This is a genomic window from Vibrio sp. 1151_11 (assembly GCF_029478525.1).
GTDB lineage: Bacteria > Pseudomonadota > Gammaproteobacteria > Enterobacterales > Vibrionaceae > Vibrio > Vibrio anguillarum.
This window is the reverse complement of record NZ_SHMN01000007.1, coordinates 104,188-130,341: the sequence shown is the minus strand read 5'-3', so window position 1 is coordinate 130,341 and position 26,154 is coordinate 104,188. Positions and strand designations below refer to the sequence as shown.

At 45.8% G+C, this 26,154-nt stretch carries 26 protein-coding genes; 24 read left to right on the top strand and 2 right to left on the bottom strand.

All coding sequences use genetic code 11. The features are described from left to right. Positions 1 to 35 precede the first annotated feature (35 nt). Entirely contained in the window at positions 36 to 1,346 is a 1,311-nt protein-coding gene (gene aceA, locus EXZ60_RS07775; RefSeq protein WP_013857509.1) for an isocitrate lyase, read from the top strand. A gap of 93 nt (positions 1,347 to 1,439) precedes the next feature. Here the strand turns inward: aceA and EXZ60_RS07770 are convergent, their stop codons facing one another. Next, a complete protein-coding gene (locus EXZ60_RS07770) occupies positions 1,440 to 1,886 on the bottom strand; it encodes a CBS domain-containing protein (protein WP_277435518.1) in 447 nt (148 codons plus the stop codon). 229 nt (positions 1,887 to 2,115) lie between these two features. Between EXZ60_RS07770 and queA the strand changes: the two genes are divergently transcribed. The 5 genes from queA to secF all read left to right on the top strand — a co-directional run bounded on the left by queA (position 2,116) and on the right by secF (position 7,705). Further along, complete coding sequence (gene queA, locus EXZ60_RS07765) at positions 2,116 to 3,168, top strand: tRNA preQ1(34) S-adenosylmethionine ribosyltransferase-isomerase QueA (protein ID WP_277435517.1); 1,053 nt, start codon at positions 2,116 to 2,118, stop codon at positions 3,166 to 3,168. Between the two features lie 128 nt (positions 3,169 to 3,296). Continuing rightward, positions 3,297 to 4,427 carry a tRNA guanosine(34) transglycosylase Tgt gene (tgt, locus tag EXZ60_RS07760; RefSeq protein WP_026027700.1) on the top strand — a complete coding sequence of 377 codons (1,131 nt, stop codon included), beginning with the start codon at positions 3,297 to 3,299 and terminating at the stop codon, positions 4,425 to 4,427. 107 nt (positions 4,428 to 4,534) lie between these two features. After that, on the top strand, positions 4,535 to 4,867 hold the full coding sequence (yajC, locus tag EXZ60_RS07755) for a preprotein translocase subunit YajC (protein WP_013857505.1): 333 nt from the start codon (positions 4,535 to 4,537) through the stop codon (positions 4,865 to 4,867). 19 nt (positions 4,868 to 4,886) lie between these two features. Continuing rightward, a complete protein-coding gene (gene secD, locus EXZ60_RS07750) occupies positions 4,887 to 6,743 on the top strand; it encodes a protein translocase subunit SecD (RefSeq protein ID WP_017044259.1) in 1,857 nt (618 codons plus the stop codon). A gap of 14 nt (positions 6,744 to 6,757) precedes the next feature. After that, positions 6,758 to 7,705 (top strand): protein translocase subunit SecF, encoded by a 948-nt coding sequence (gene secF, locus EXZ60_RS07745; protein WP_013857503.1) that lies wholly within the window; start codon positions 6,758 to 6,760, stop codon positions 7,703 to 7,705. Between the two features lie 177 nt (positions 7,706 to 7,882). On the opposite strand, the gene suhB is transcribed toward secF, so the two are convergent. Next, positions 7,883 to 8,686 (bottom strand): inositol-1-monophosphatase, encoded by an 804-nt coding sequence (suhB, locus tag EXZ60_RS07740; protein ID WP_013857502.1) that lies wholly within the window; start codon positions 8,684 to 8,686, stop codon positions 7,883 to 7,885. Between the two features lie 177 nt (positions 8,687 to 8,863). Here suhB and trmJ point away from each other — a divergent pair, with 177 nt between their 5' ends. The 18 genes from trmJ (at position 8,864) to der (ending at position 25,793) form a co-directional block, all read left to right on the top strand. Then, positions 8,864 to 9,592 (top strand): tRNA (cytosine(32)/uridine(32)-2'-O)-methyltransferase TrmJ, encoded by a 729-nt coding sequence (gene trmJ, locus EXZ60_RS07735; protein WP_026027699.1) that lies wholly within the window; start codon positions 8,864 to 8,866, stop codon positions 9,590 to 9,592. Between the two features lie 115 nt (positions 9,593 to 9,707). Then, on the top strand, positions 9,708 to 10,229 hold the full coding sequence (gene iscR, locus EXZ60_RS07730) for a Fe-S cluster assembly transcriptional regulator IscR (protein WP_026027698.1): 522 nt from the start codon (positions 9,708 to 9,710) through the stop codon (positions 10,227 to 10,229). Between the two features lie 26 nt (positions 10,230 to 10,255). Further along, positions 10,256 to 11,470, top strand: a complete 1,215-nt coding sequence (locus tag EXZ60_RS07725) for an IscS subfamily cysteine desulfurase (protein WP_013857499.1) — start codon at positions 10,256 to 10,258, stop codon at positions 11,468 to 11,470. A gap of 56 nt (positions 11,471 to 11,526) precedes the next feature. Next, positions 11,527 to 11,910: a Fe-S cluster assembly scaffold IscU gene (iscU, locus tag EXZ60_RS07720; RefSeq protein WP_010320409.1), complete on the top strand. Its 384-nt coding sequence runs from the start codon at positions 11,527 to 11,529 to the stop codon at positions 11,908 to 11,910. 62 nt (positions 11,911 to 11,972) lie between these two features. After that, positions 11,973 to 12,296 (top strand): iron-sulfur cluster assembly protein IscA, encoded by a 324-nt coding sequence (iscA, locus tag EXZ60_RS07715; RefSeq protein WP_010320408.1) that lies wholly within the window; start codon positions 11,973 to 11,975, stop codon positions 12,294 to 12,296. Between the two features lie 66 nt (positions 12,297 to 12,362). Next, positions 12,363 to 12,878, top strand: a complete 516-nt coding sequence (gene hscB / locus EXZ60_RS07710) for a co-chaperone HscB (RefSeq protein ID WP_026028094.1) — start codon at positions 12,363 to 12,365, stop codon at positions 12,876 to 12,878. 21 nt (positions 12,879 to 12,899) lie between these two features. After that, a complete protein-coding gene (gene hscA, locus EXZ60_RS07705) occupies positions 12,900 to 14,753 on the top strand; it encodes a Fe-S protein assembly chaperone HscA (RefSeq protein WP_170899416.1) in 1,854 nt (617 codons plus the stop codon). 11 nt (positions 14,754 to 14,764) lie between these two features. Next, positions 14,765 to 15,103 (top strand): ISC system 2Fe-2S type ferredoxin, encoded by a 339-nt coding sequence (gene fdx, locus EXZ60_RS07700; protein ID WP_010320405.1) that lies wholly within the window; start codon positions 14,765 to 14,767, stop codon positions 15,101 to 15,103. A gap of 50 nt (positions 15,104 to 15,153) precedes the next feature. Then, positions 15,154 to 15,348 (top strand): Fe-S cluster assembly protein IscX, encoded by a 195-nt coding sequence (gene iscX / locus EXZ60_RS07695; protein ID WP_010320404.1) that lies wholly within the window; start codon positions 15,154 to 15,156, stop codon positions 15,346 to 15,348. A gap of 184 nt (positions 15,349 to 15,532) precedes the next feature. Next, positions 15,533 to 16,828, top strand: coding sequence for an aminopeptidase PepB (gene pepB, locus EXZ60_RS07690; RefSeq protein ID WP_026028095.1), 1,296 nt, complete (start codon positions 15,533 to 15,535; stop codon positions 16,826 to 16,828). A gap of 72 nt (positions 16,829 to 16,900) precedes the next feature. Then, positions 16,901 to 17,326 (top strand): nucleoside-diphosphate kinase, encoded by a 426-nt coding sequence (gene ndk / locus EXZ60_RS07685; protein ID WP_277435516.1) that lies wholly within the window; start codon positions 16,901 to 16,903, stop codon positions 17,324 to 17,326. Between the two features lie 209 nt (positions 17,327 to 17,535). Then, a complete protein-coding gene (locus EXZ60_RS07680) occupies positions 17,536 to 18,657 on the top strand; it encodes a bifunctional tRNA (adenosine(37)-C2)-methyltransferase TrmG/ribosomal RNA large subunit methyltransferase RlmN (RefSeq protein WP_026028096.1) in 1,122 nt (373 codons plus the stop codon). 301 nt (positions 18,658 to 18,958) lie between these two features. Next, positions 18,959 to 19,903 carry a cytoskeleton protein RodZ gene (gene rodZ / locus EXZ60_RS07675; RefSeq protein ID WP_081245283.1) on the top strand — a complete coding sequence of 315 codons (945 nt, stop codon included), beginning with the start codon at positions 18,959 to 18,961 and terminating at the stop codon, positions 19,901 to 19,903. A gap of 8 nt (positions 19,904 to 19,911) precedes the next feature. Continuing rightward, positions 19,912 to 21,036, top strand: coding sequence for a flavodoxin-dependent (E)-4-hydroxy-3-methylbut-2-enyl-diphosphate synthase (gene ispG, locus EXZ60_RS07670; RefSeq protein ID WP_010320399.1), 1,125 nt, complete (start codon positions 19,912 to 19,914; stop codon positions 21,034 to 21,036). Between the two features lie 25 nt (positions 21,037 to 21,061). Then, complete coding sequence (hisS, locus tag EXZ60_RS07665; RefSeq protein WP_019282105.1) at positions 21,062 to 22,330, top strand: histidine--tRNA ligase; 1,269 nt, start codon at positions 21,062 to 21,064, stop codon at positions 22,328 to 22,330. 38 nt (positions 22,331 to 22,368) lie between these two features. Continuing rightward, positions 22,369 to 22,983 (top strand): YfgM family protein, encoded by a 615-nt coding sequence (locus tag EXZ60_RS07660; RefSeq protein ID WP_013857490.1) that lies wholly within the window; start codon positions 22,369 to 22,371, stop codon positions 22,981 to 22,983. Positions 22,984 to 22,995: 12 nt separating this feature from the next. Next, positions 22,996 to 24,156 (top strand): outer membrane protein assembly factor BamB, encoded by a 1,161-nt coding sequence (bamB, locus tag EXZ60_RS07655; RefSeq protein ID WP_026027694.1) that lies wholly within the window; start codon positions 22,996 to 22,998, stop codon positions 24,154 to 24,156. 149 nt (positions 24,157 to 24,305) lie between these two features. Beyond that, a complete protein-coding gene (gene der / locus EXZ60_RS07650) occupies positions 24,306 to 25,793 on the top strand; it encodes a ribosome biogenesis GTPase Der (RefSeq protein ID WP_026028098.1) in 1,488 nt (495 codons plus the stop codon). Positions 25,794 to 26,154: the final 361 nt, after the last annotated feature.

Below are 26,154 nucleotides of genomic sequence, written 5' to 3'. Positions count from 1 at the left end.
AGTGCGCTTGCGCATCAAAATAAGAGGGATAGACCATGACATTAACTCGCCGCCAACAAATCGAAGCTCTAGAAAAAGATTGGGCAACCAACCCACGCTGGAAAAATGTAAAGCGTACTTATACTGCTGCTGAAGTGGTTGACCTGCGCGGTTCAATCACTCCAGCCAACACCTTGGCCCAACGTGGCGCTGATAAATTGTGGTCACTGGTTAACGGCAGTGCCAAAAAAGGTTATGTGAACTGTTTGGGTGCATTGACAGGTGGTCAAGCGGTACAACAAGCCAAAGCGGGAATTGAGGCGATTTATCTCTCCGGCTGGCAAGTAGCGGCAGACAACAACACCGCTTCCACCATGTACCCAGACCAATCGCTCTATCCAGTCGATTCTGTTCCATCGGTGGTCAAGCGCATCAACAACTCGTTTCGTCGTGCCGATCAAATTCAGTGGGCGGCCGGAAAATCACCGGAAGATGAAGGTGGTATTGATTACTTCTTACCGATTGTTGCTGATGCTGAAGCCGGTTTTGGTGGCGTGCTAAATGCTTACGAGTTGATGAAGTCGATGATTGAAGCAGGGGCGGCCGGTGTGCACTTTGAAGATCAGTTGGCGTCAGTAAAAAAATGCGGACACATGGGCGGCAAGGTTCTGGTTCCGACTCAAGAAGCGGTTCAAAAATTGATTGCGGCACGTTTGGCCGCTGACGTATCAGGGACAACCACTTTGGTCATTGCTCGTACTGATGCAAACGCGGCGGATCTACTGACCTCGGATTGCGACGCATACGATCGTGATTTTATCCAAGGTGAGCGTACTCAAGAAGGTTTCTATCGCGTGAATGCTGGGATTGAGCAAGCGATTTCACGCGGTCTCGCTTACGCGCCGTATGCTGATCTCGTGTGGTGTGAAACCGCTAAGCCTGATTTGGATGAAGCCCGCCAATTTGCCGAAGCAATTCTAGCGCAATACCCAGATCAACTGCTGGCTTATAACTGTTCTCCCTCTTTCAACTGGGAGAAAAACTTGGATGCAGACACTATTGCTCGTTTCCAGCAAGAGTTGTCGGACATGGGGTACAAATATCAATTCATCACCTTAGCGGGCATTCATAACATGTGGTACAACATGTTTGAGTTAGCACATGCTTACGCGCAAGGCGAAGGTATGCGTCATTACGTTGAGAAAGTTCAGCGTCCAGAGTTTGAAGCAGCATCAAGAGGTTATACCTTTGTTGCACACCAACAAGAGGTGGGAACGGGTTACTTTGACCGGATGACCAATACCATCCAAGGTGGCAGCTCTTCCGTAACCGCGTTAACGGGCTCTACCGAAGAAGACCAATTTTAATTAGCGATACTTCCCAATCATTATCTGTGTAACACCTTTGAGCGGCGTAAGCCGCTCTTTTTTATGTGAGGTACTTATATTAGGGAGTGAGCGTTATTCAATATCGACTTCGTCCGGTTCACTCTCTTCTTGTAGCTCAAGTAAGGTAACAGCTACCCCAATAAAGTCCGTGTCAGTAATAATGCCCACTAGTTGGCCTTTATCTACAACGGGTAAGCAGCCTACTTTATGTTTTTGCATGTAGATAGCACTCTCTTTTAACCCCGTTCGCGGGTCAACCGTCATAATTTCAGTATGCATCACCTCATATAATGGCGTTGTCAGTGTATATGATTGATCTTCAGGGATGTTTTTTAAGCTCGACTCTTGCGCGGCAAGAATATCTCGATGAGTAATGATACCGAGTAGTTTTTTGTGTGGATCGACGATAGGGATATGGCGAATATCCAACGCTTCCATAGTGTGCTTAGCATCGGCTAACGTGTGTGTACGCAACAGGGTATGGGGGTTGCGAGTCATCATGTCTTCAATTTTGATCATAACGAGCTCCTTTTTATTATTGACCTGATTCAACTATAGTTTTTTCTGCGCAAAATATCTGAGAGCTCCCGCTATTTTTACTTTGATTGATGCGTAAAGATTGGGTGCCATTTTCATGTTTAATTACATTAAATTTAGATCTGGGTCTGACGAGCGAAGGTGTTTACGTATATACTACGGCGCTTAAAAAAAATTACGTCATCCACTCAAAACGAACAAGATAAGAACTATGCAAGTTTCAGACTTTCACTTTGAACTTCCCGATGAGCTGATTGCTCGTTACCCAACGGCTGAACGTACGGCGAGTCGCTTACTGCAATTAGACGGTAACAGCGGTGAACTGGCGGATGGCTCATTTAAAGACGTTCTTGACCGAGTTCAGCCCGGCGATTTATTGGTTTTTAACAATACACGTGTCATCCCGGCTCGCATGTTTGGGCGCAAAGCTTCAGGCGGCAAACTGGAAGTATTGGTCGAACGAATGTTGGATGAACAGACGATTTTAGCTCATGTTCGCTCATCTAAGCCGCCAAAACCGGGCAGTGAGTTGTATTTAGGAGAGCATGACGAATATCATGCACACATGGTGGCTCGCCATGATGCGCTGTTCGAGATTCGTTTTACAGCGTCAAAGACGGTACTGGAGATCTTAAACGAGATTGGCCATATGCCGTTGCCGCCTTACATTGACCGCCCTGATGAAGATGCTGATAAAGAGCGTTATCAAACCGTATACAACCAAAAACCGGGAGCTGTCGCTGCACCGACCGCCGGTTTGCATTTCGATGGGGCTCTGCTTGAGCAAATCAAAGCGAAAGGCGTCGAATTTGCTTATGTAACCTTGCATGTAGGCGCTGGAACCTTCCAGCCAGTACGAGTCGACAATATTCACGATCACCATATGCATGCAGAATATGTTGAAGTGCCACAAGAGGTAGTCGATGCCGTCAACGCGACGAAAGCGCGTGGTGGCCGAGTGATCGCTGTTGGAACTACGTCGGTGCGCTCACTGGAAAGTGCCGCGCAAGATGCGCTTAAAAAGGGCACTGAGCTGGTTCCTTTTTTCGGTGACACTGAAATTTTCATCTTCCCTGGTTATGAGTATCAGTTGGTGGATTGCTTAATCACTAACTTCCACTTACCAGAGTCGACACTGATTATGCTCGTCAGCGCTTTTGCAGGTTATGAGCATACTATGGCCGCGTACGCGCATGCCGTGAAACATCAATATCGTTTCTTTAGTTATGGTGATGCGATGTTTATCACCAAGAACACCAATTAACGAGTGCTAGCATTACGCTAGGAGAAGAAGCTCCGCTTCGTTTTTCGCTAGGAATTGGCGACCGCTCTAGAGGGGTGCTTGCACCTAATCATGATACGTCAGACTGTTTCTCTGACATTGGAGGCTTCGTGAAGTTAACATACGAACTTAAAAAGAAAAACGGAAATGCTCGCCGTGGGCAATTAACCTTTGAACGTGGCACTGTGCAAACACCGGCATTCATGCCTGTAGGTACTTACGGCACAGTAAAAGGCATGACACCGGAAGAAGTAAAAGAAACGGGCGCAGAAATTTTGCTCGGTAATACTTTTCACCTGTGGCTGCGCCCTGGCCAAGAAGTGATGAAAATGCACGGCGACTTGCATGATTTTATGAACTGGCAAGGTCCGATCCTCACCGATTCAGGTGGTTTCCAAGTGTTTAGCTTGGGTGATATTCGCAAAATCACAGAAGAAGGGGTGCATTTTCGTAACCCAGTCAATGGTGACAAGATTTTCATGGACGCAGAAAAGTCGATGGAAATTCAAAAAGATCTGGGCTCTGACATTGTGATGATTTTCGATGAGTGTACGCCGTACCCTGCGACGCACGACGAAGCGAAAAAATCAATGGAGATGTCTTTGCGTTGGGCGCAGCGTTCACGTGACCATTTCGACAAATTAGAGAACACCAACTCGCTATTTGGTATCGTGCAAGGCAGTGTTTACGAAGATTTGCGTGATGTTTCCGTGAAAGGTTTAACTGAGATCGGATTTGATGGCTACGCGGTTGGTGGCTTAGCGGTGGGTGAACCTAAAGAAGACATGCACCGTGTACTTGAGCACACCTGTCCACAATTGCCAGAAGACAAACCACGCTACCTGATGGGTGTCGGTAAACCTGAAGACTTAGTGGAAGGGGTACGTCGCGGTATCGATATGTTTGACTGTGTGATGCCAACGCGAAATGCACGTAATGGCCATCTATTTGTGACGGGTGGTGTGATCAAGATCCGTAATGCAGTACATAAAACCGATACAACTGCGCTGGATCCGCATTGTGACTGTTACACTTGCAAAAATTATTCGAAGTCGTATTTACACCATCTGGATCGTTGTAACGAAATTCTGGGTGCGCGTTTAAATACTATTCATAACTTACGTTATTACCAACGCCTGATGGCAAGCATTCGTTTAGCGATTGAAGAAGATCGCTTCGACGCGTTTGTTGAGGAGTTTTATGCTCGTCGCAATCGTGAAGTTCCACCAATGGGCCAATAACGGTTTTGCTGCGTTTTGCTTGATTTGTGAAGTGATAAACTTGAAATTAAGCCAACGCAGCCCAATTAGAATTACATTACACAACAATATTTTAGAGGACGTTTTCAATGAGTTTAATTTCTGTAGCACACGCAGCAGGTGAAGGTGCATCACAAGGTGGCGGTTATGAAATGCTGATCATGCTTGGTATGTTTGCGGTTATTTTCTACTTCATGATTTACCGCCCACAAGCCAAACGTGTTAAAGAGCATAAAAGTTTGATGGCCGCCATGACTAAAGGTGATGAAGTGTTAACCAGTGGCGGTTTAGTGGGTAAAATCACTAAAATCGCAGAAGACAGCGATTACATCTCTATCGAACTGAATGTGAACAATGAAATTGTGATCAAAAAAGATTTCATTACAGCGGTGCTACCAAAAGGTACGCTTAAGTCTTTATAACAGCTAAAGGATCCTTGCTGTGCTAAACCGTTATCCGTTATGGAAGTATTTGTTAGTGGTGTTCGCCATCACTCTCTCTGCTTTATATGCACTTCCAAATATTTACGGTGAAGATCCGGCAATTCAAATTACAGGGGCGCGTGGCGCCTCTGTTGATATGTCAACGCTGGATGCCGTCACCAAAGCTCTTGATAAAGAGAGCCTTTCTCATAAATCCATTGCTCTAGAGAATGGATCAATTCTTGTTCGATTTAACGATACCGATACTCAAATCAGTGCGCGTGATGTGGTGAGTGAAGCGTTAGGCAAAGATACAATTGTTGCACTTAACCTTGCTCCTTCAACGCCTTCTTGGTTGGAATCGATTGGCGCGGCACCGATGAAGCTTGGCCTTGATCTGCGTGGTGGTGTTCACTTCTTAATGGAAGTGGATATGGATGCCGCAATGGAAAAATTGATTGGTCAGCAAGAAGAAGCGTTTCGCAGCGAACTGCGTGATGACAAAATTCGCTACCGCGCTATTCGCTCAGTGGGCAACGACCGAGTGGAAGTCACTTTGCGTGACGATGAGCAATTAGAGCAAGCACAGCAAGCATTAACGTCGAAACATCCTGATATGACTTTTACTACGTCTAAGGCTGACGGTCGCTTTGCGCTGATTGCTCAATTTACTGAGCAGCGTTTGCAGGAAGTTCGAAATTACGCCGTTGAGCAGAACATCACGATTTTGCGTAACCGTGTTAACGAATTAGGGGTCGCTGAACCCTTAGTGCAGCGTCAAGGTGCCAGCCGCATTGTGGTTGAGTTACCGGGGGTTCAAGATACCGCTCGTGCTAAAGAGATTCTTGGCGCAACCGCGACTCTTGAGTTTCGTGAAGTTGATGACAAGGCTGATTTAGCCGCCGCGGCTTCTGGTCGTGCTCCTGCTGGGAGTGAAATCAAATCTGATCGTAATGGTCGCCCGGTTGTCTTGAAAAAACGCGTGATTCTAGGTGGTCAAAGTATCACGGATGCCAGCTCTAGCATGGATGAATATGGTCGCCCGCAAGTGAACATTTCGTTAGATAGCGAAGGCGGAAATAAAATGTCGGCGTTCTCTAAAAAGAACATTGGCAAGCTTATGGCAACGGTATTTGCAGAGTACAAAGACAGCGGCCGTCGGACACCTGATGGCAAAGTGATTCTGGATAAGCATGAAGAAGTGATCAACCAAGCAACGATTCAGTCGGCTCTTGGGCGTAACTTCCGTATCACGGGAATTGATTCTGCTGCAGAAGCTCAAAACCTTGCACTTTTACTGCGTGCAGGTGCGTTAATTGCGCCAATCTCTATTGTTGAAGAGCGTACCATTGGTCCATCAATGGGGCAGCAAAATATCGATATGGGCATTCAAGCCTGCATCTGGGGTATGGTTGCGGTGATGCTCTTTACGCTGCTTTACTACCGTGGTTTTGGCTTGATTGCCAATATTGCATTGATGGCGAACCTTGTGCTCATTATTGGTGTGATGTCGATGATCCCAGGGGCGACAATGACCTTGCCGGGTATTGCGGGCATCGTATTGACGGTTGGTATGGCCGTGGATGCTAACGTTCTGATCTTCGAGCGTATTCGTGAAGAGCTCCGTGATGGACGAAACCCACAACAAGCTATCCACCAAGGCTATGCTAACGCGTTCAGTACCATTGCTGATGCCAACATCACTACGTTGATTACGGCAATCATTCTATTTGCTGTGGGTACTGGAGCCATCAAAGGGTTTGCCGTCACACTTTCTATCGGTATTTTAACCTCAATGTTTACCGCTATTATCGGGACTCGCTGTATTGTGAACCTGTTATATGGTGGTAAACGCATTAAAAAATTGTCGATCTAAGGCTAGGAATTACTATGTTTCAGATTCTAAAAGCAGATAAAACGATCGACTTTATGCGTTGGTCTAAATTTGCGTTTTTATTCTCTCTGTTAATGATTGGTGCGTCTATTTTCACTTTATCAACCAAGTGGTTGAACTGGGGACTGGACTTCACCGGCGGTACTTTGATTGAAGTTGGGTTTGAACACCCAGCTAATCTTGAAGATATCCGCAGTGCTTTGGAAGCGAAAGGGTTTGGCGATGCGACGGTGCAGAATTTCGGTTCCGCGCGCGAAGTGATGGTCCGTCTTCGTCCACGTGCTGACATGGTTGGCGAGACGTTAGGCAACCAAATTCTTTCTGCTATTAAAGAGGGGACAGGAAAAAGTGTCGAGATGCGTCGCATTGAGTTCGTTGGCCCGAATGTGGGCGATGAATTAGCTGAAGCCGGGGGCTTAGCGATTTTGGCTTCGCTCATCTGTATTTTGCTTTATGTCTCCGTTCGTTTTGAATGGCGGCTCGCTGCGGGCGCGGTGATGTCACTGGCACACGATGTGATCATCACACTTGGCATCTTCTCTATCATGCAAATTGAGGTTGATTTAACGATTGTTGCCGCTTTGCTGACCGTTGTCGGTTACTCGCTCAACGATACGATTGTGGTATTTGACCGTATCCGTGAAAACTTCCGTAAATTGCGTAAAGGTGATTCAGCCGAGATCATGAACAGCTCAATTACCCAAACCTTGAGCCGGACTTTGATTACATCGGGAACCACCTTACTGGTGGTGATCGCACTCTTTGTGCAAGGTGGGGCGAACATACATGGTTTTGCCACCGCTTTACTGCTCGGTATCACCGTGGGTACTTATTCATCTATCTATGTCGCATCAGCGTTGGCATTGAAATTAGGAATTACCCGTGAGCACCTACTTCCACCTCAAGTGGAAAAAGAGGGTGCGGAGTTCGACGAACTTCCTTAGCAGCCTGAAAGTTTCTTAAATAGCCAAAGCCGCAGAATATTCTGCGGCTTTTTTCTACCCCATCCCACACCGCGGTCACTCTAACTAGCAAAGTATAAAACGAAACTAAAAAAGCCTCGTATATTGCTATACGAGGCTTGAATCAATTTTGACGGTGTTGATGGTATTTAGTGCAACCTATTTAAGAATAGCGCTGTTACCGTTATCACGAATGTGTTTCAGAATCGCTTTAACACCACGGGCACTTGAACCTACAATGTTGCCCGATTTCATGTATTCAGTACCGCCAGAGAAATCGGTAAGAATAACTCCTGCTTCACGAGCGATCAGCTCGCCAGCGGCTAAATTCCAAGGTCTTAAACCCAGTTCAAAGTAACCATCGACACGGTTTGAAGCTAGGTAACATAAATCAAGCGCAGGAGAACCGGTACGACGGAAATCAGCACATTCAACAAACAGTGCAGACATGATTTTCATGAAAGATTCGGCATGTTGCTTTTGTTTGTATGGGAAACCAGTAGCGAGAATAGTGCCTTGAAGATCTTTTAACTGTTTAACACGAAGGCGTGAGTTGTTTAATTGCGCACCAGCACCACGTTGAGCGGTAAACAGCTCATTGCGCATTGGGTCATAAACACAAGCAACTTCTGTTTTGCCTTTAATGCGAACCGCGATGGAAACGGCGAAGTGGGGTAAACCTTTGACGAAGTTTGTTGTGCCATCCAGTGGGTCGATGATCCATTGAACGTCCTTATCTTTACCGTCGATAAGCCCGTTTTCTTCAGCAACGATACTGTGTTCTGGGTAAGAACTTTTGATTGTATCGATGATCATAGTTTCTGCTTCTTTGTCTACGTTAGTAACAAAGTCATTAGTCCCTTTCTGAGTTGTTTCGATTTTCTCAGTATTTTCTAGTGATTTAGCAATATGGTTACCAGCTTTTCGCGCAGCGCGAATAGCAATGTTTAGCATTGGATGCATACAGTTTTCCCAACGGATGTTAAAGAACGAAAAAGCGGGCAGCAGTATAACAAAGTTTTATTAAAAAGGAAGTGACTATTTTTTGCTCGGTTGTTCATGTGTAGCTAAAGGACCTGACCATTTTAGTCAGGTTTATGTTAGTATTCTGTCGTTTAAAATAGAGTGGCGTACAACGTAATGCTAGACAATGTAAAAATCATTTTAGTAGGGACATCTCATTCAGGAAATATTGGTTCTGCTGCCCGAGCGATGAAGGTCATGGGCCTAAGTAAAATGATTTTGGTTTCGCCTCAATGCGAGGTAGACGCTCAAGCGATCGCTCTAGCTGCTGGAGCAAGCGACATTGCTTTAAATGCGGAGGTCGTGGATACGCTAGAGCAGGCTGTCGCAGATTGTGGCCTGGTGGTTGGGTCAAGTGCACGCTCACGAACTTTAGAATGGCCAATGCTTGAACCACGTGAATGTGGAGAAAAATTGGCGCAAGAGGGGCAGCAATACCCGGTTGCTTTAGTGTTTGGCCGAGAAAAAACCGGGCTGACCAACGATGAACTGCAAAAATGCCATTTTCATGTATGCATTCCGGCTAATCCTGAATACAGTTCGTTAAACCTTGCTATGGCCGTACAAACATTGAGTTATGAGGTGCGTGTTGCCTATCTAAATAATGAAAAAAAAGGTTATCAAGCCCAGCCAGAAGAAGCGTATCCTCTGCATCACGAATTGGAAATGTTCTATCAGCATCTTGAAAAGGTAATGATACAGACACAGTTTATTTCAAAAGAACAACCGGGACAGATCATGAATAAACTCCGTCGGCTATTTTCTCGTTCGCGTCCAGAGTCTCAAGAAATCAATATATTACGTGGTGTGTTGACCTCAATTGAGAAGCATCGCAGCAATCAATAATTATCCAGATTAATAATAGGGTTAAATACCTGACTAAATTAGTCAAATAAATACTTGACCTATTTAGTCAGGTATGGAAAAATTCCAACCACATAATCAATGTGGATACGGTGATATGAGACTTACATCTAAAGGAAGATATGCGGTTACAGCCATGTTAGATGTGGCTCTGCATTCGCAACAAACCCCAGTGCCACTGGCGGATATTTCCGAACGGCAAGGCATTTCGCTCTCTTACCTTGAGCAGCTGTTTTCTAAACTGCGTAAAGCGGGGCTAGTTGCTAGTGTGCGTGGTCCAGGTGGTGGATACCGCTTAGGTGCAGATGCCTGCTCAATTTCGATTGGTACTGTGATTGCCGCTGTTGATGAATCAGTTGATGCAACAAAATGTAATGGAAGAGCCGACTGCCAAGGTGGTACTCGCTGCTTAACACATACGTTATGGCGAGATCTTAGCTCTCGCATTAGTGACTTTCTGAACAACATTACTCTTGGCGAGTTAATGATTGATAATGAAGTACTAGAAATTTCTGACCGCCAAGGCTTGGGCCTGACGGTGAACCACGGGTTAACCAATAAAAATACCAATACCGTGATTATCGGCTCGGTGCCCGTAGGTCTTAATGCCCGCTCATAGCGGCAATGTTTACATTGGAGTAGAAAATGAAACTGCCTATTTATTTTGACTATTCAGCTACCTGTCCAGTTGACCCTCGCGTGGCTGAAAAGATGGTTCAGTACATGACGATGGATGGTGTTTTTGGTAATCCGGCATCGCGATCGCACCGTTATGGCTGGCAGGCAGAAGAAGCCGTAGACACTGCGCGTGAGCAAATTGCTGAACTGCTTAATGCTGATCCTCGCGAAATCGTATTCACATCCGGTGCGACAGAGTCAGATAACCTCGCGATCAAAGGTGTGGCGCATTTCTATGCCAAGCAAGGTAAGCATATCATCACCTGTAAAACCGAGCATAAAGCGGTGCTTGATCCATGTCGTCAGCTTGAGCGTGAAGGTTATGAAGTGACCTATCTTGAGCCAGAATCGAATGGCTTGATTGATCTAAAAAAATTAGAAGCGGCAATGCGTGATGACACAATTTTGGTGTCGATCATGCACGTGAATAACGAAATTGGCGTAATTCAGGACATCATGGCGATCGGTGAGCTTTGCCGTGAACGCAAGATAATTTTTCACGTAGATGCAGCGCAATCTGCCGGTAAAATTCCCCTTGATGTGCAAGAAATGAAAGTGGATCTTATCTCCCTTTCTGCGCATAAAGCGTATGGACCTAAAGGGATTGGCGCATTATATGTTCGCCGTAAACCTCGTATCCGTCTTGAAGCACAAATGCACGGTGGCGGCCATGAACGTGGTTTCCGTTCAGGCACATTACCAACGCACCAAATCGTAGGTATGGGTGAAGCATTCCGCATTGCTAAGCAAGACATGCAAAAAGATTTTGACCACGCAAAAGCATTGCGTGATCGTCTACTCGCTGGTGTACAAGATATGGAAGCTGTGAGTGTGAATGGCGATTTAGATCAGCGTGTTCCGCACAACCTGAATATTAGTTTTGCCTTTGTTGAAGGCGAATCGCTGCTGATGTCTTTGAAAGACTTAGCAGTATCATCAGGTAGTGCTTGTACGTCGGCTAGCTTAGAGCCGTCATATGTACTGCGTGCGCTTGGTTTGAACGATGAAATGGCGCACAGCTCGATTCGTTTCTCATTTGGCCGTTTTACGACCGAAGAAGAAGTGGACTACGCCGTTGAACAAATCCGCGTAGCCGTAAGCAAATTACGTGACATGTCTCCTCTATGGGATATGTATCAAGAGGGTGTGGATTTAAACACCGTTGAATGGGCACATCACTAGTCCTTTAAAAGGCACTGGTTTATTCCCAAGGAAATAGAGGATTAGAGGTAACTATCATGGCATACAGCGAAAAAGTAATTGATCACTATGAAAACCCACGTAATGTTGGCTCTTTTGATAAAGAAGATCCAACCATTGGTAGTGGTATGGTTGGCGCTCCAGCTTGTGGCGATGTAATGAAGCTACAAATTAAAGTGACGCCAGAAGGCATCATTGAAGATGCAAAATTTAAAACCTACGGTTGTGGTAGCGCGATTGCTTCGAGCTCACTGGTTACTGAATGGGTGAAAGGCAAGAGCATTGACGAAGCGGCAGCCATTAAGAACTCTGAAATCGCGGAAGAGCTAGAGCTTCCACCAGTGAAAGTTCACTGTTCGATTTTGGCGGAAGATGCGATCAAAGCTGCCGTTGCCGATTATAAAAAGAAACACCAACAATAATATTAAGGGAGTGAATGATGGTTCACTCCCATAAGTTCAAACTAAGAATCTAAGGTTGTAGTATGGCCATTACCTTAACTGAAACAGCAGCGCATCGCGTTCGAGCATTCCTAGATAACCGAGGCAAAGGCGTAGGTTTACGTCTTGGAGTGAAAACAACAGGCTGCTCGGGTATGGCTTACGTGCTTGAATTCGTTGATGACGTTAACGAAGAAGACGAAGTGTTTGAAGATCATGGTGTCAAAGTGATTATCGATTCGAAAAGCCTCGTCTACCTTGATGGCACACAGCTTGACTATGTCAAAGAAGGGCTAAACGAAGGTTTTGAGTTCAACAACCCGAATGCAAAAAGCGAATGTGGTTGTGGTGAAAGCTTCAACGTGTAACGGATTGGCTTTCGGCGTGACTAGGCTCACTTGAGCCTAGTGTCGAGCACTAGGAGCAATGTGTTAATGAACTATTTTGAATTATTTGGGCTACCAAGTCAGTTTGCACTGGATGGTAGCCTTCTTTCTTCTCAGTTTCGTGCGCTGCAAAAACGGTTTCATCCCGACAACTTTGCCACTGCGTCTGAGCGAGATCGCCTGCTTGCTGTGCAAAACGCCTCACAAATCAATGATGCTTATCAAACATTAAAATCGCCGATCAGTCGCGCAGAATACTTGTTGCTTGAACAAGGCATAGAGTTACGCGCAGAACACCAAACCATGCAAGATCCGCTGTTTTTAATGGAGCAAATGGAGCTGCGAGAAGAGCTTGAAGCCATCGCCTCACAGTCTGATGTTGAAAGTGCGTTATTCGATTTTGAAAACAGAGTTAGCAAGATGTATAAACAGCATCTTACCTTGGTTGAGCAACAACTTAATCAGGCTCAATGGAACCTTGCGGCTGATACGGTTCGCAAGCTTAAATTTATTGCCAAGCTCAAAAATGAAATAGAAAGAGTCGAAGAACAGTTACTCGGCTAGTTCGATAATAAGGACCAACCCATGGCATTACTTCAAATTGCAGAACCCGGTCAAAGCTCTGCGCCGCATCAGCATAAACTCGCAGCGGGTATCGACTTGGGGACAACCAACTCATTAGTCGCATCGGTTCGAAGCGGTAATGCGACGACGCTTGCTGATGAACAAGGACGCTCGATCCTCCCTTCGGTGGTCCACTATTCGGCTCAAGAGCGTTGCGTAGGCTTTGATGCCAGAGCACACGCGCAAGTTGATCCTGCCAATACCATCATTTCTGTGAAGCGTTTGATCGGCCGTTCACTGGCTGACATTCAGGCGCGTTATCCCACATTGCCTTATCGCTTCAAAGCCAGTGACAACGGTTTGCCTATTTTGCAAACGGCGCAAGGTGATAAGAACCCGATTCAAGTTTCCGCCGATATTCTTCAATCTCTTGCTCAGCGTGCCGAAGCGTCGTTAGGTGGTGAATTAGCGGGCGTGGTGATTACCGTACCTGCTTATTTTGATGATGCGCAACGCGTGGGCACCAAAGATGCCGCTCAACTTGCCGGCTTGCACGTACTGCGTTTACTCAATGAACCTACCGCAGCAGCGATTGCCTATGGCTTAGACTCAGCGCAAGAAGGTGTGATTGCGGTTTATGATTTAGGTGGCGGTACGTTTGATATCTCTATCTTACGTCTGTCGAAAGGCGTGTTTGAGGTACTCGCGACTGGTGGCGATTCCGCGCTCGGTGGTGATGATTTTGACCATTTGATTGCTGACCATTTTTTGAGCCAAATCGGCTTAGCTGAACCGCTCACTGCTGAGCAGCAACGAGCATTGCTTGATGCGGCCACCGAAGCGAAAATTGCCTTATCTGATACTGATAGTATCGAGGTTTCTGTGCTGGGTTGGCAAGGGCGTTTAACTCGCGATGAGTTTAACCAACTCATCACGCCACTAGTAAAAAGAACCTTACTATCGTGTCGTCGAGCACTCAAAGATGCCGAGATTACTGCAGATGAAGTGTTGGAAGTGGTGATGGTCGGCGGTTCAACTCGTACGCCACTGGTTCGAGATTTAGTTGGTGAATTTTTTGGTCGCACACCACTAACTAGCATCAACCCTGATGAAGTTGTCGCGATTGGTGCAGCAATTCAAGCCGACATTTTGGTGGGTAATAAACCCGATTCAGAAATGTTACTGCTGGATGTCATTCCCCTGTCGCTGGGTATTGAAACCATGGGTGGCTTAGTGGAAAAAATCATCCCACGTAACACCACCATTCCTGTTGCGAAAGCTCAAGAATTCACCACCTTCAAAGATGGTCAAACAGCCATGAGCATCCATACGGTGCAGGGCGAACGTGAGATGGTAGACGATTGCCGCTCATTGGCTCGTTTTTCACTAAAAGGTATTCCACCAATGACGGCGGGTGCCGCGCATATCCGCGTAACTTATCAAGTTGATGCAGATGGTTTACTCTCCGTGACAGCGATGGAAAAAAGTACGGGAGTTCAGGCGGAAATTCAAGTTAAGCCCTCGTATGGACTGAGTGATAATGAAGTAGCAAATATGCTGCGAGATTCGATGACGTTTGCCAAACAAGATATGCAGACTCGCGCTCTGGCAGAGCAACGTGTAGAAGCCGATCGTGTTATCGAAGGTTTGATCTCTGCCTTACAGGCCGATGGTGATGAATTGTTATCTGAGTCAGAAAAGCAGATCCTTCTGAATGCAATAGAAGATTTAATTGTGCTGCGTAATGGTGATAGCGCCGATGCCATCGAGCAAGGAATTAAAGAGACAGACAAAGCCAGCCAAGATTTTGCTTCACGCCGTATGGATAAATCCATTCGCAGTGCACTTGCTGGTCAATCGGTAGATGATATTTAAAGAGAAAAATTATGCCTAAGATTATTGTGTTACCTCACCAAGAGCTTTGTCCTGAAGGTGCCGTTCTGGAAGCGCAAGCAGGAGAAACCGTACTGGATGTGGCGCTGAAAAATGGTATCGCTATTGAACATGCGTGTGAAAAATCCTGCGCATGCACGACTTGCCATATTATCGTTCGCGAAGGGTTTGACTCACTTGATGAGAGTGATGAGTTGGAAGATGACATGCTTGATAAAGCGTGGGGTCTTGAACCTGAATCTCGCCTTGGCTGCCAAGCTAGAGTCGCTAACGAAGATTTAGTGGTTGAAATTCCAAAGTATACACTCAATCTGGCTTCTGAAGATCATTAATCCTATTGAGCGTATTAACGCCCGTTGACTGTTTGTAAAAGGAAAGCAAAATGAAATGGACCGATTCTCGTGACATTGCGATCGAGCTTTGTGAGCAATACCCAGACGTAGATCCTAAAAATGTACGTTTTACGGATCTACACCAGTGGGTGATGGAACTGGAAGAGTTTGATGATGAGCCAAACCGTTCCAACGAAAAAATTCTCGAAGCGATTATTCTATGTTGGATGGAAGAGATCGACTAAGACTATTGCTAACATGATGGTTATTCAGTAAAACATCACAGAGTTAACAATTTTAACTAAAAAGAGCGGACCGAATGGTCCGTTTTTTTATCAAGTTGACATTTTGACCCTACAAAATGCTAACATCCCTTGGTTATTTAATCGTAATGGCACAGGTGAGGCCATATTCAGGCAAGGAGAAACCATGTCTACAAAGATGTCCGTATTTATCAGCCAACAAGCTGCCCAGCCTCAGTGGGGAGAAAAGGCGATTGTTTCGTTTTCAGAAAATGGTGCCACAATTCATGCTATTGAGAGTGAGCATGAACTCAGCGCGGTTCAGCGCGCGGCACGTAAGCTTGATGGGCAAGCTATCAGAGCTATCAGCCTACAAGGTGACGGTTGGCACTTAGAAAATATTTGGGCTTTCTACCAAGGTTATCGTGAAGCGAAAAAACTCAACACACTAGAATGGCAACCGCTGAGTGAGTCAGATCAAGCCGAGTTAGAATATCGTATTAAAGCGACGGAATGGACGCGTGATATCATCAATAAAAGCGCTGAAGAAGTCGCGCCGCGTCAGTTAGCGACCATGGCGGCTGAGTTCATCAAATCGCTAGCCCCTGAGCATGTCAGCTACCGCATTGTCAAAGATAAAGATCTACTCACCGAAGGTTGGGAAGGTATTTATGCGGTTGGTCGCGGCTCCGAGCGTACGTCAGCCATGCTGCAACTCGATTACAATCCGACAGGAAAAGAAAGTGCTCCTGTTTTTGCTTGCTTAATTGGCAAAGGCATTACTTTTGATTCTGGTGGTTACAGTTTAAAAACGTCCAACTTTATGTCGGCGATGAAAGCAGATATGGGGGGCGCTGCAACGATCACCGGTGGTCTTGGTTTGGCTATCATGCGTGGTTTTAATAAACGTGTGAAACTCATTTTGTGTTGTGCAGAAAATATGGTTTCCGGACGCGCCTTGAAACTAGGTGATATCATCACTTATAAAAACGGCACCACAGTTGAAATAATGAACACCGATGCAGAAGGCCGCCTAGTGTTGGCCGATGGCTTGATTTATGCTAACGAGCAAAAACCGCAGCTTATTATTGATTGCGCGACATTAACGGGTGCCGCCAAAAATGCACTCGGCAATGATTACCATGCACTACTCAGCTTTGATGAGAGCTTATCCCAGCAGGCATTGGTGGCAGCTCACCAAGAGAAAGAAGGCTTATGGCCTCTGCCTTTGGCTGAGTTTCATCGCTCTATGTTACCTTCAAGCTTTGCGGATCTCTCTAACATCAGCTCAGGTGATTATTCACCGGGAGCAAGTACCGCAGCGGCCTTCCTCTCTTACTTTGTTGAAGATTACAAAAAAGGGTGGCTGCACTTTGACTGCGCCGGTACTTACCGCAAATCAGCAAGCGATAAATGGGCCGCAGGTGCAACGGCGATGGGGGTGCGTACATTAGCACGCATTTTGACCGACCAAGCTCAATAATGAAAAACCGCTCAACTCTCTGTTGTGGGCGGTTCACTATAACTAAAAAAACAAAAGAAAAAGGATAACCTTATGGCTCTAGAAAGAACATTTTCTATCATTAAACCCGATGCGGTAGAACGTAACTTGATTGGTGAAATCTATCACCGTATCGAAAAATCAGGTTTGCGTATTATCGCCGCGAAAATGGTACATTTGAACGAAGAGCAAGCGAGCGGCTTTTATGCTGAGCATGAAGGCAAAGCGTTTTTTCCAGCACTAAAAGAATTTATGACCTCAGGGCCGATCATGGCTCAAGTGCTTGAAGGTGAAGATGTTATTGCTCGTTACCGCGAATTAATGGGTAAAACTAACCCAGAAGAAGCGGCATGTGGAACCATTCGTGCTGATTACGCATTAAGCATGCGCCATAACTCAGTTCATGGCAGTGATAGTCCTGAATCGGCGGCACGTGAAATCGCCTTTTTCTTCCCAGAATCAGAGATTTTCTCTCGTTAATCTTGGCGTTCTCTATCCCAAATCCTTTCGATTAAGGCCTCACGTTGTGAGGCTTTTTTATACTCGTATGATTGGGAGCTGTAGAGTAAAAACAATCCGCCAAGCATTGAATGACTTAGTAATTGAAGGGTTGTACAACCCTTGTTGTTACTGCATAAAGGCTGTACAATTCGCGCCCTTATTTATTGTTTCCGTCGTTGAGAGGCCACATGACTATTGAAAAAGTCAATCTACTTGATTTTGATCGCCAAGGTCTGCGTAAATTTTTTGCTGAAGAGCTCAGTGAAAAAGCGTTCCGCGCTGATCAGGTCATGAAGTGGATCTACCATTTTGGTTGTGATGACTTCGAACAAATGACCAATATCAACAAGAAACTGCGTGAGCAACTGCAGCAACGCTGTGAAATTCGCGCGCCGATCGTTTCACAAGCACAACATTCGTCTGATGGTACGATTAAGTGGGCGATGCGTGTAGGAGATCAAGATGTTGAAACGGTTTACATCCCAGAGGAAGACCGAGCGACTTTGTGCGTCTCTTCCCAAGTTGGCTGTGCTCTGGAATGCAAATTCTGTTCAACGGCTCAGCAAGGTTTTAACCGTAACCTCAAAGTGTCTGAAATTATCGGGCAAGTTTGGCGCGCAGCGAGAGAAATTGGCCTTGAGAAAGAGACGGGTCGTCGTCCGATTACTAACGTAGTAATGATGGGGATGGGCGAGCCTTTGCTCAACATGAAAAACTTGATCCCAGCGTTAGAGATCATGCTGGATGATTTAGGTTTTGGCTTGTCAAAACGTCGTGTCACCGTGTCGACTTCGGGCGTGGTTTCTGGTCTTGATCAAATGACAGGGCAAATCGATGTTGCATTAGCGATTTCATTGCATGCACCCAATGACAAATTACGCAGCGAAATTATGCCGATCAATGATCGCTGGGATATTCAAGATTTCTTGGCCTCAGTGCGTCGTTATATCGCCACTTCAAATGCAAACCGTGGCAAGGTTACGGTGGAATATGTGTTGCTGGATCACGTCAATGACGATATGGACCACGCGCACGAATTGGCTAAGTTGATGAAAGGCACGCCGTGCAAAATTAACCTGATCCCATTTAACCCTTATCCCGGTTCACCTTATAAAAAACCGAGTAATTCACGTATTGACCGTTTTCAAAAAACACTGATGCAGTATGAACACACAGTGACGGTGCGTAAAACTCGTGGTGATGATATTGATGCCGCTTGTGGGCAGCTAGTGGGTGATGTGATTGATAGAACCAAACGGACCAAAATGAAACAAATGGGTGGCGATGTCATTCCTGTCAAATCGGTCTAAATCGGATGATAAAGCAAAGCCAGAGATTCCTCTGGCTTTGTGCATTTTTACCATTTGAAATAATTTTCCGCGATTTTGACGTCAATTTTATGAAAAATATTGACCTAGCTGTAATTTCTTTCCTAAAGCCATGTTGTTTAACGTCAAATATCCATTAGAATTGCTAACTGACGTAATGTTAAATTTGAACTGTCGCCTGCATCAATGAATGCAAATTTTTCACCGTGTTGGAATGCACCATTTTATTACTACGAACTAATAACAATAAAAGTGATGACGGTGCCATTCGAGCCATAACATAATGAGATGTACAAAACGGATGACTACTGAACAAGAACAGATTATTGCAGATGTAAAAACAGACACGGTGCAACCCGGTACTTTATTAAAGGCAAAGCGTGAAGCGTTGGGATTAACGCAAAAGCAAGTTGCCGATAGGTTGCGGTTACGTCTCTCTATCATTCAGAGTTTAGAAGAGAATAACTTCGCCTCGGACCAAGTGGCGACGTTTACTCGCGGTTATTTACGTTCCTATGCGAAGGCCGTCGGGATCAAAGAGTCAGTTATTTTAGCTTCCTTTGATGATTGCTATCCTACGGTTGTCGCTGAACAACCGATGCAAAGTTTTTCAAAGAAAACCAAGCGAGAGAAACACGATAGCCGTATTATGACGCTGACATGGGGTATTTTTGCCATCATTATTGGTATTTCCTCATTATGGTGGTGGCAAAACCAAGAACAAGAGAATGTTGTGGTTGAGAGTTCACCATCAATCACGTCGACATCGGTTGAGCGTTTGCGAGATGAGGATTTCACGACCGTTCCTGAATTAGTGCCTACGGTTGACGAATCTCAAGTAGAAGCAGAAGCGGTGGATGCCCCTGTAGAAATCAACACTCAGGCTGCAGAACTTATCCCTTCACCTGAAGATGATACAGCCGAAGCCGACCTGAGTGCGAGCGACGATCCTGTATTGGAGAAGACGCCACCGCAGGATGCAACGAATCCATACGCTCCTCTCACACTCACATTCAGCGCAGATTGTTGGATTCAGGTGAAAGATGCAGCAGGTAAAACCCTTTCCACTGGGATTAAAAAATCAGGGCAAACCGTAACCTTGCAAGGTGAAGCTCCGTTTCAAATCATTCTTGGCGCGCCTGAAAGCGTTTCAATGACATTTGCAAGTGAACCTGTAGACCTTTCTGGGTATACTTCCGGTAAAGTCGCTCGATTCACCTTACCTTAGAAAATACTATGCAACACGAATCTCCAATTAAGCGTCGTTCATCGACGCGTATTTATGTCGGTAATGTGCCCATCGGTGATGGTGCTCCTATTGCTGTTCAATCTATGACCAACACGCGCACTACCGATGTTGCGGCAACGGTCGCTCAAATTAAAGCGTTAGAAAAAGTCGGGGCTGATATCGTACGAGTTTCTGTACCGACAATGGACGCGGCAGAAGCGTTCAAGTTGATCAAGCAGCAAGTATCCATCCCGCTGGTGGCTGACATCCATTTTGATTACCGCATTGCGTTGAAAGTCGCCGAATATGGCGTTGATTGCTTGCGTATCAACCCTGGTAACATTGGCAACGAAGAACGTATTCGCGCCGTGGTCGATTGCGCACGTGACAAGAACATACCCATTCGGATTGGCGTGAATGGTGGGTCGCTCGAAAAAGAGATCCAAATGAAATATGGTGAGCCAACACCGGCCGCTTTAGTCGAGTCAGCGATGCGTCATGTCGATATTCTTGAAAGACTCAACTTTGATCAATTCAAAGTCAGCGTTAAAGCATCGGATGTTTTTCTCGCCGTTGATTCCTACCGTTTACTGGCTAAACAGATTGCCCAACCTCTGCATCTTGGTATTACGGAAGCAGGAGGCGCAAGAGCCGGTGCAGTTAAATCGGCAGTGGGCTTAGGTATGCTGCTTGCCGAAGGCATCGGTGATACGCTGCGTATTTCACTGGCTGCGGATCCGATCGAAGAGATCAAAGTCGGCTTTGATATTCTTAAATCGCTGCGTATTCGTTCGCGAGGCATTAACTTCATCGCTTGTCCAAGCTGTTCACGTCAAGAGTTTGATGTGATCGCCACAGTCAATGCGTTAGAGCAACGTCTGGAAGATATTTTGACACCTATGGATGTCTCGATCATCGGTTGCGTGGTTAATGGCCCAGGTGAAGCTGAAGCTTCTCATCTTGGTTTGGCTGGCAGCAACAAGAAAAGTGCATTCTACGAAGACGGCGTCCGCCAGAAAGAGCGTTTTGATAACGATGATCTGGTCAGCCAACTCGAAGCGAAAATTCGCGCGAAGGCCTCTATTCTCGATGAGAAGAACCGAATCAACGTGACTCAAATCGAACAAAATTAATCTCAACGACCTTACGGTAAGTATTGTGGCAAAAACAATTCAAGCAATTCGAGGCATGAACGACTGCCTCCCAACTCAGTCTCCACTTTGGCAAAAAGTGGAAGGCACAGTGAAAAACGTGATTAGTGCATATGGCTACAATGAAGTACGTATGCCTATCGTTGAGATGACACATCTATTTAGCCGTGCGATCGGTGAAGTGACCGATGTGGTTGAAAAAGAGATGTATTCTTTTGAAGATCGCAATGGTGACAGTTTATCGCTTCGCCCTGAGGGTACCGCAGGTTGTGTCCGTTCTGGTATCGAAAATGGTTTGCTCTACAACCAAGAGCAACGTTTATGGTACATGGGGCCGATGTTCCGTCATGAACGTCCGCAAAAAGGGCGCTACCGTCAATTCCACCAATGTGGGGTTGAAGTGTTTGGCCTGGATGGCCCTGATGTTGATGCCGAGCTGATTATGATGACCGCGCGTTTGTGGCGTGAATTGGGCATCGACAAACATGTTCGTTTGGAACTGAACTCAATTGGTTCTCTTGAAGCGCGTGCCAATTACCGCACCGCTTTGATTGACTATTTAGAGCAGCATCAAGAGGTGTTGGATGACGATGCCAAACGTCGCATGTACACCAACCCACTGCGAGTACTCGATACTAAAAATCCAGATATTCAAGCGATTTTAGGTGACGCACCCAAATTGTCTGAGTATCTAGATGAAGAATCCAAGCAACATTTTGCAGGCTTATGTGAACTTCTTACTGCTGCGGGTATCGAATATCAAGTTAACGAGCGCTTGGTGCGCGGCCTAGACTACTACAACCGCACCGTATTTGAGTGGATCACTGAAAGCTTAGGTGCTCAGGGTACGGTTTGTGGCGGTGGACGTTATGATGGCTTGGTAGAACAACTGGGTGGCAAAGCGACACCGGCAGTGGGTTTTGCCATGGGGTTAGAGCGCTTAGTGCTGATGATGGAAACACTGGAACTGACCGACGTGCGTCGCAGTGTCGATGTGTACATGGTCAGTGCGGGTGAAGGCACTATGATGGCAGCAATGAAACTTGCTGAGCAGTTGCGTGAACAGGTTCCGGGGCTGCGTGTTATGAACCATTTTGGTGGTGGTAACTTCAAAAAACAATTTAAACGTGCTGATAAAGTGGGCGCTGCGGTGGCTTTGGTATTAGGCGAAGATGAAGTCGCAGAAAGCACAGTAGTTCTCAAAGATCTTATCGGTGGTGAACAAATTACGATTTCTCAAACTGAAGTCGCGAGCAAACTGACGCATCTTGTGTAAGCAAGCGCATTTGAGACATCTATTAAAGAGGACAGGAAGTGGAACTCTACGATACTGAAGAACAACAAGTTGAAGCGATAAAAGATTGGTGGAAAGAGAACGGTAAAGCCGTGATCTTTGGTGCTGTAATTGGCCTTGGTGGCTTGTTTGGTTGGCGTTACTACCAAGATAGCGTTATTGCTGCGCAAGAAGCCGCTTCTGAAAGTTATAGCAAAGCGGTAACTCAGTTAGCTGCAAAAGGCGCAGAAGCAGAGATGGTTGTTGAGAGCTTTATTGATAGTAATAAAGGTACAGAATATGCCGTCTTAGCCGCACTACAACTTGCAAAAGTTCAAGTAGAAGCGGGTCAAATTGATGAAGCTTTAGCGCAGCTTGAATGGGCAAAAGCAAACACCAAAGATGATGCTATTCTACCGTTAGCGACCTATCGCGTGGCCCGTATTAAAGCGGAACAAGGCCAGTTTGATGCCGCCTTAGCTGATCTTACGACCATCACAGAGAAAGGGTGGGCGGGACGCATTGCGGAACTGCGTGGTGATATCTCACTGCGTAAAGGCGACACGGACGCGGCTTATGCGGCATACACGGAAGCACAACAAGCTGACGATGCAAGCCAAACGCTACAGATGAAACTGGACGATCTTGCCAAATAAGGGCACAAGTTGATGAAAAAGTTGTTCAACAAAGTGCTCGTTTCTGCCGTTGTGCTTGGAGCACTTGCAGGGTGTGCTAGTGAAGAAGACACCATTATTATGGCTCCTGTGCCAATGGTAACGAGTGAATTTACGCCCACAACTCAGTGGAGCACATCGATCGGTGATGGCGTAGGGCATTACTTCTCAAAGTTATCTCCAGAATACGCTTACGACAAAGTATTTATTGCTAGCCGTGATGGTTTGGTGAAAGCCTTAAACCCTAAAACGGGTAAAGAGCTGTGGAAAACCGATCTTGAACAAGATGGCACCATGCGTTTATCCGGCGGTATAGCGGCGGCCTATAGCCAAATTTACATTGGTAGTGAAAACGGTTTAGTCACTGCGCTTAATGAAGCTACGGGTGAGCTTGTATGGCAAGTTAAAGTCGACGGTGAAGTGCTAGCAGCTCCGGCTGCAGATGCGAACATGATCATTGTTAATACCAGTCGTGGCACTTTGGTGAGTTTAGACCAAGCGACGGGTGAGCAAAAATGGACCATCAGTACTGAAGTTCCTAATTTAACGTTGAGAGGTGACAGCAAACCTGTTGCGGTATCGGGCGGTGTTTTTTGGGGAACCTCAGGTGGCCGTCTTGCTGCCGCTATCGTTGAGCGTGGACAGTTGATTTGGCAACAACCGATTGGTATGCCTAAAGGTGCCACTGAAATTGACCGTCTAGTCGATGTTGATGCCTCACCTATCGTGATTGGCGGCATGCTGTATGCGGTTGGTTTTAATGGCCAGTTGATCGCCATTGATCTGCGTTCGGGCAAACCAGCTTGGAAGCGGAATTACTCTTCAGCAACAGACATGGCTAGCGATGGTGGCCGATTATTTGTGGTGACCGACAAAGATCATGTGGTGGCTGTGGATACAAGAAGCGGTACCGAACTTTGGAGCAACAAACAGCTTGAACACCGTTTGCTAACTGCACCAGCGATTATCAATGGCTACCTTGTGCTAGGTGACAGTGAAGGGTATCTACATTGGATTGATCGCAGCAGTGGTGAATTCGTTGCCCAACAGTTGGTTGATAAGAGCGGTTTTGCGGTGAGTCCTCTCGCTGTAGATGATGGTTATGTCAGCATGACCCGTAATGGCAATGTAAAGAAACTGACGATTAAAAAATAAATCGTGATATAATTCACATTCGGCTCCTGGCTGGTAACAGTTAGGGGCCGTTTTATTGAATAAGTAGATGTGGTTATAGGTAAAAATTTAATGCTTGCTAGCAAGTGTTTACCTATAACTACATAAGAGAAAATATTGTAGAGGTTAGTATGGTTCCTGTTGTTGCTCTTGTTGGGCGTCCCAATGTCGGTAAATCTACGTTGTTTAACCGATTAACTCGCACTCGCGATGCGTTGGTGGCGGATTTCCCCGGTTTAACGCGTGACCGTAAATATGGCCAAGCTAAATTGGGTGAGCACGACTTCATTGTTATCGATACTGGCGGTATTGATGGTAGTGAAGAGGGTGTAGAAACGAAAATGGCTCAACAGTCATTGGCCGCGATTGATGAAGCTGATGTTGTGCTATTTATGGTTGATGGTCGCGCTGGTTTAACGGCGGCTGATGAAGTGATAGCCCAACATCTGCGTAAGATTGAAAAGCGCGCTATTCTAGTCGTGAATAAAGTGGATGGCATTGACGCTGATGCTGCAAGTGCTGAGTTTTGGCAATTGGGCGTCGATCAAATGTACCAAATTGCTGCCGCTCATGGCCGTGGTGTTGGGATCCTTATCGACCGAGCTTTGAATCCACTTGCTGAAGAAATGCTCGAGCAGGCTGAAGGCGAAATCGAAGATCTAACCGACTTTGAAGATGCTGAAGAAGAAAAGTTAGATTACACCGAAGAAGAAGCCGAAGCTGAATACAAACGTCTGCAAGATCAGCCGATAAAACTGGCGATCATTGGCCGTCCGAATGTCGGTAAATCGACACTCACCAACCGCATTCTCGGTGAAGAGCGTGTTGTGGTTTACGACATGCCCGGAACGACGCGAGACTCCATCTACATCCCGATGATGCGTGATGAGCGCGAGTATGTATTGATTGATACTGCTGGCGTGCGTCGTCGTACTCGCATTAACGAAACGGTTGAGAAATTCTCGGTCGTCAAAACCTTAAAAGCCGTTGAAGATGCAAACGTTGTTCTGTTAGTCATTGACGCTCGTGAGAATATCTCAGATCAAGATCTTAGCCTGCTAGGTTTTGCATTAAACGCCGGACGTTCGATAGTGCTTGCAGTCAATAAGTGGGATGGGCTCGATAACGACGTCAAAGAACGTGTCAAGAAAGAGCTAGACCGCCGTTTAGGCTTTGTCGATTTTGCTCGTATCCACTTTATCTCTGCATTGCATGGTACGGGTGTTGGTCATCTATTTGAATCGGTTCAAGAAGCGTATAAATCGGCGACAACACGTGTTGGTACATCGGTATTGACTCGTATTCTTAAAATGGCAACCGATGATCACCAACCGCCTATGGTTCGTAGCCGCCGCGTAAAACTTAAATATGCTCACGCAGGTGGTTATAACCCGCCGATTATCGTTGTACACGGTAACTTGGTGAATGAGCTGCCAGATTCTTACAAACGTTATTTGATGAACTATTACCGTAAGTCTTTAGAAATCATGGGTACGCCTATTCGTATCCAGTTCCAAAGCAGTGATAACCCATTTGAAGGAAAAGTGAATAAGCTGACCTTATCTCAAGAGCGTAAACGTAAACGCTTAATGACGATGATGAAAGGACGTAGCAAGTAGCCTTCCTCATAACTGAAATACCCAAGTTTAGACTTGGGTATTTTTTTGCCTAAAATTTATCATTGGCGATAGAGCCTCACTAACGTGGCGGTCTGGAAATGAAGTGCAGTACCAAAATGATTGAGTGAAAAACAGAGCATGGCAACGTTGCTGCTTTGTATAAGTATCAAACAAAATGAGTAGAACATTTCGCCAAAAGATCATTTTAATATATTCTGGTTTTTTTGATTTATTAGCTATCAAGTGGAGTTTTATATCGTTATAAATCCATATGCAGAATATGTAACTTATGCTTTCGGCGTGTGGTTATATAAATGTTCTTTTGAGAGTAGATCGCTGAACGGAGCAGATAAAGCAAATG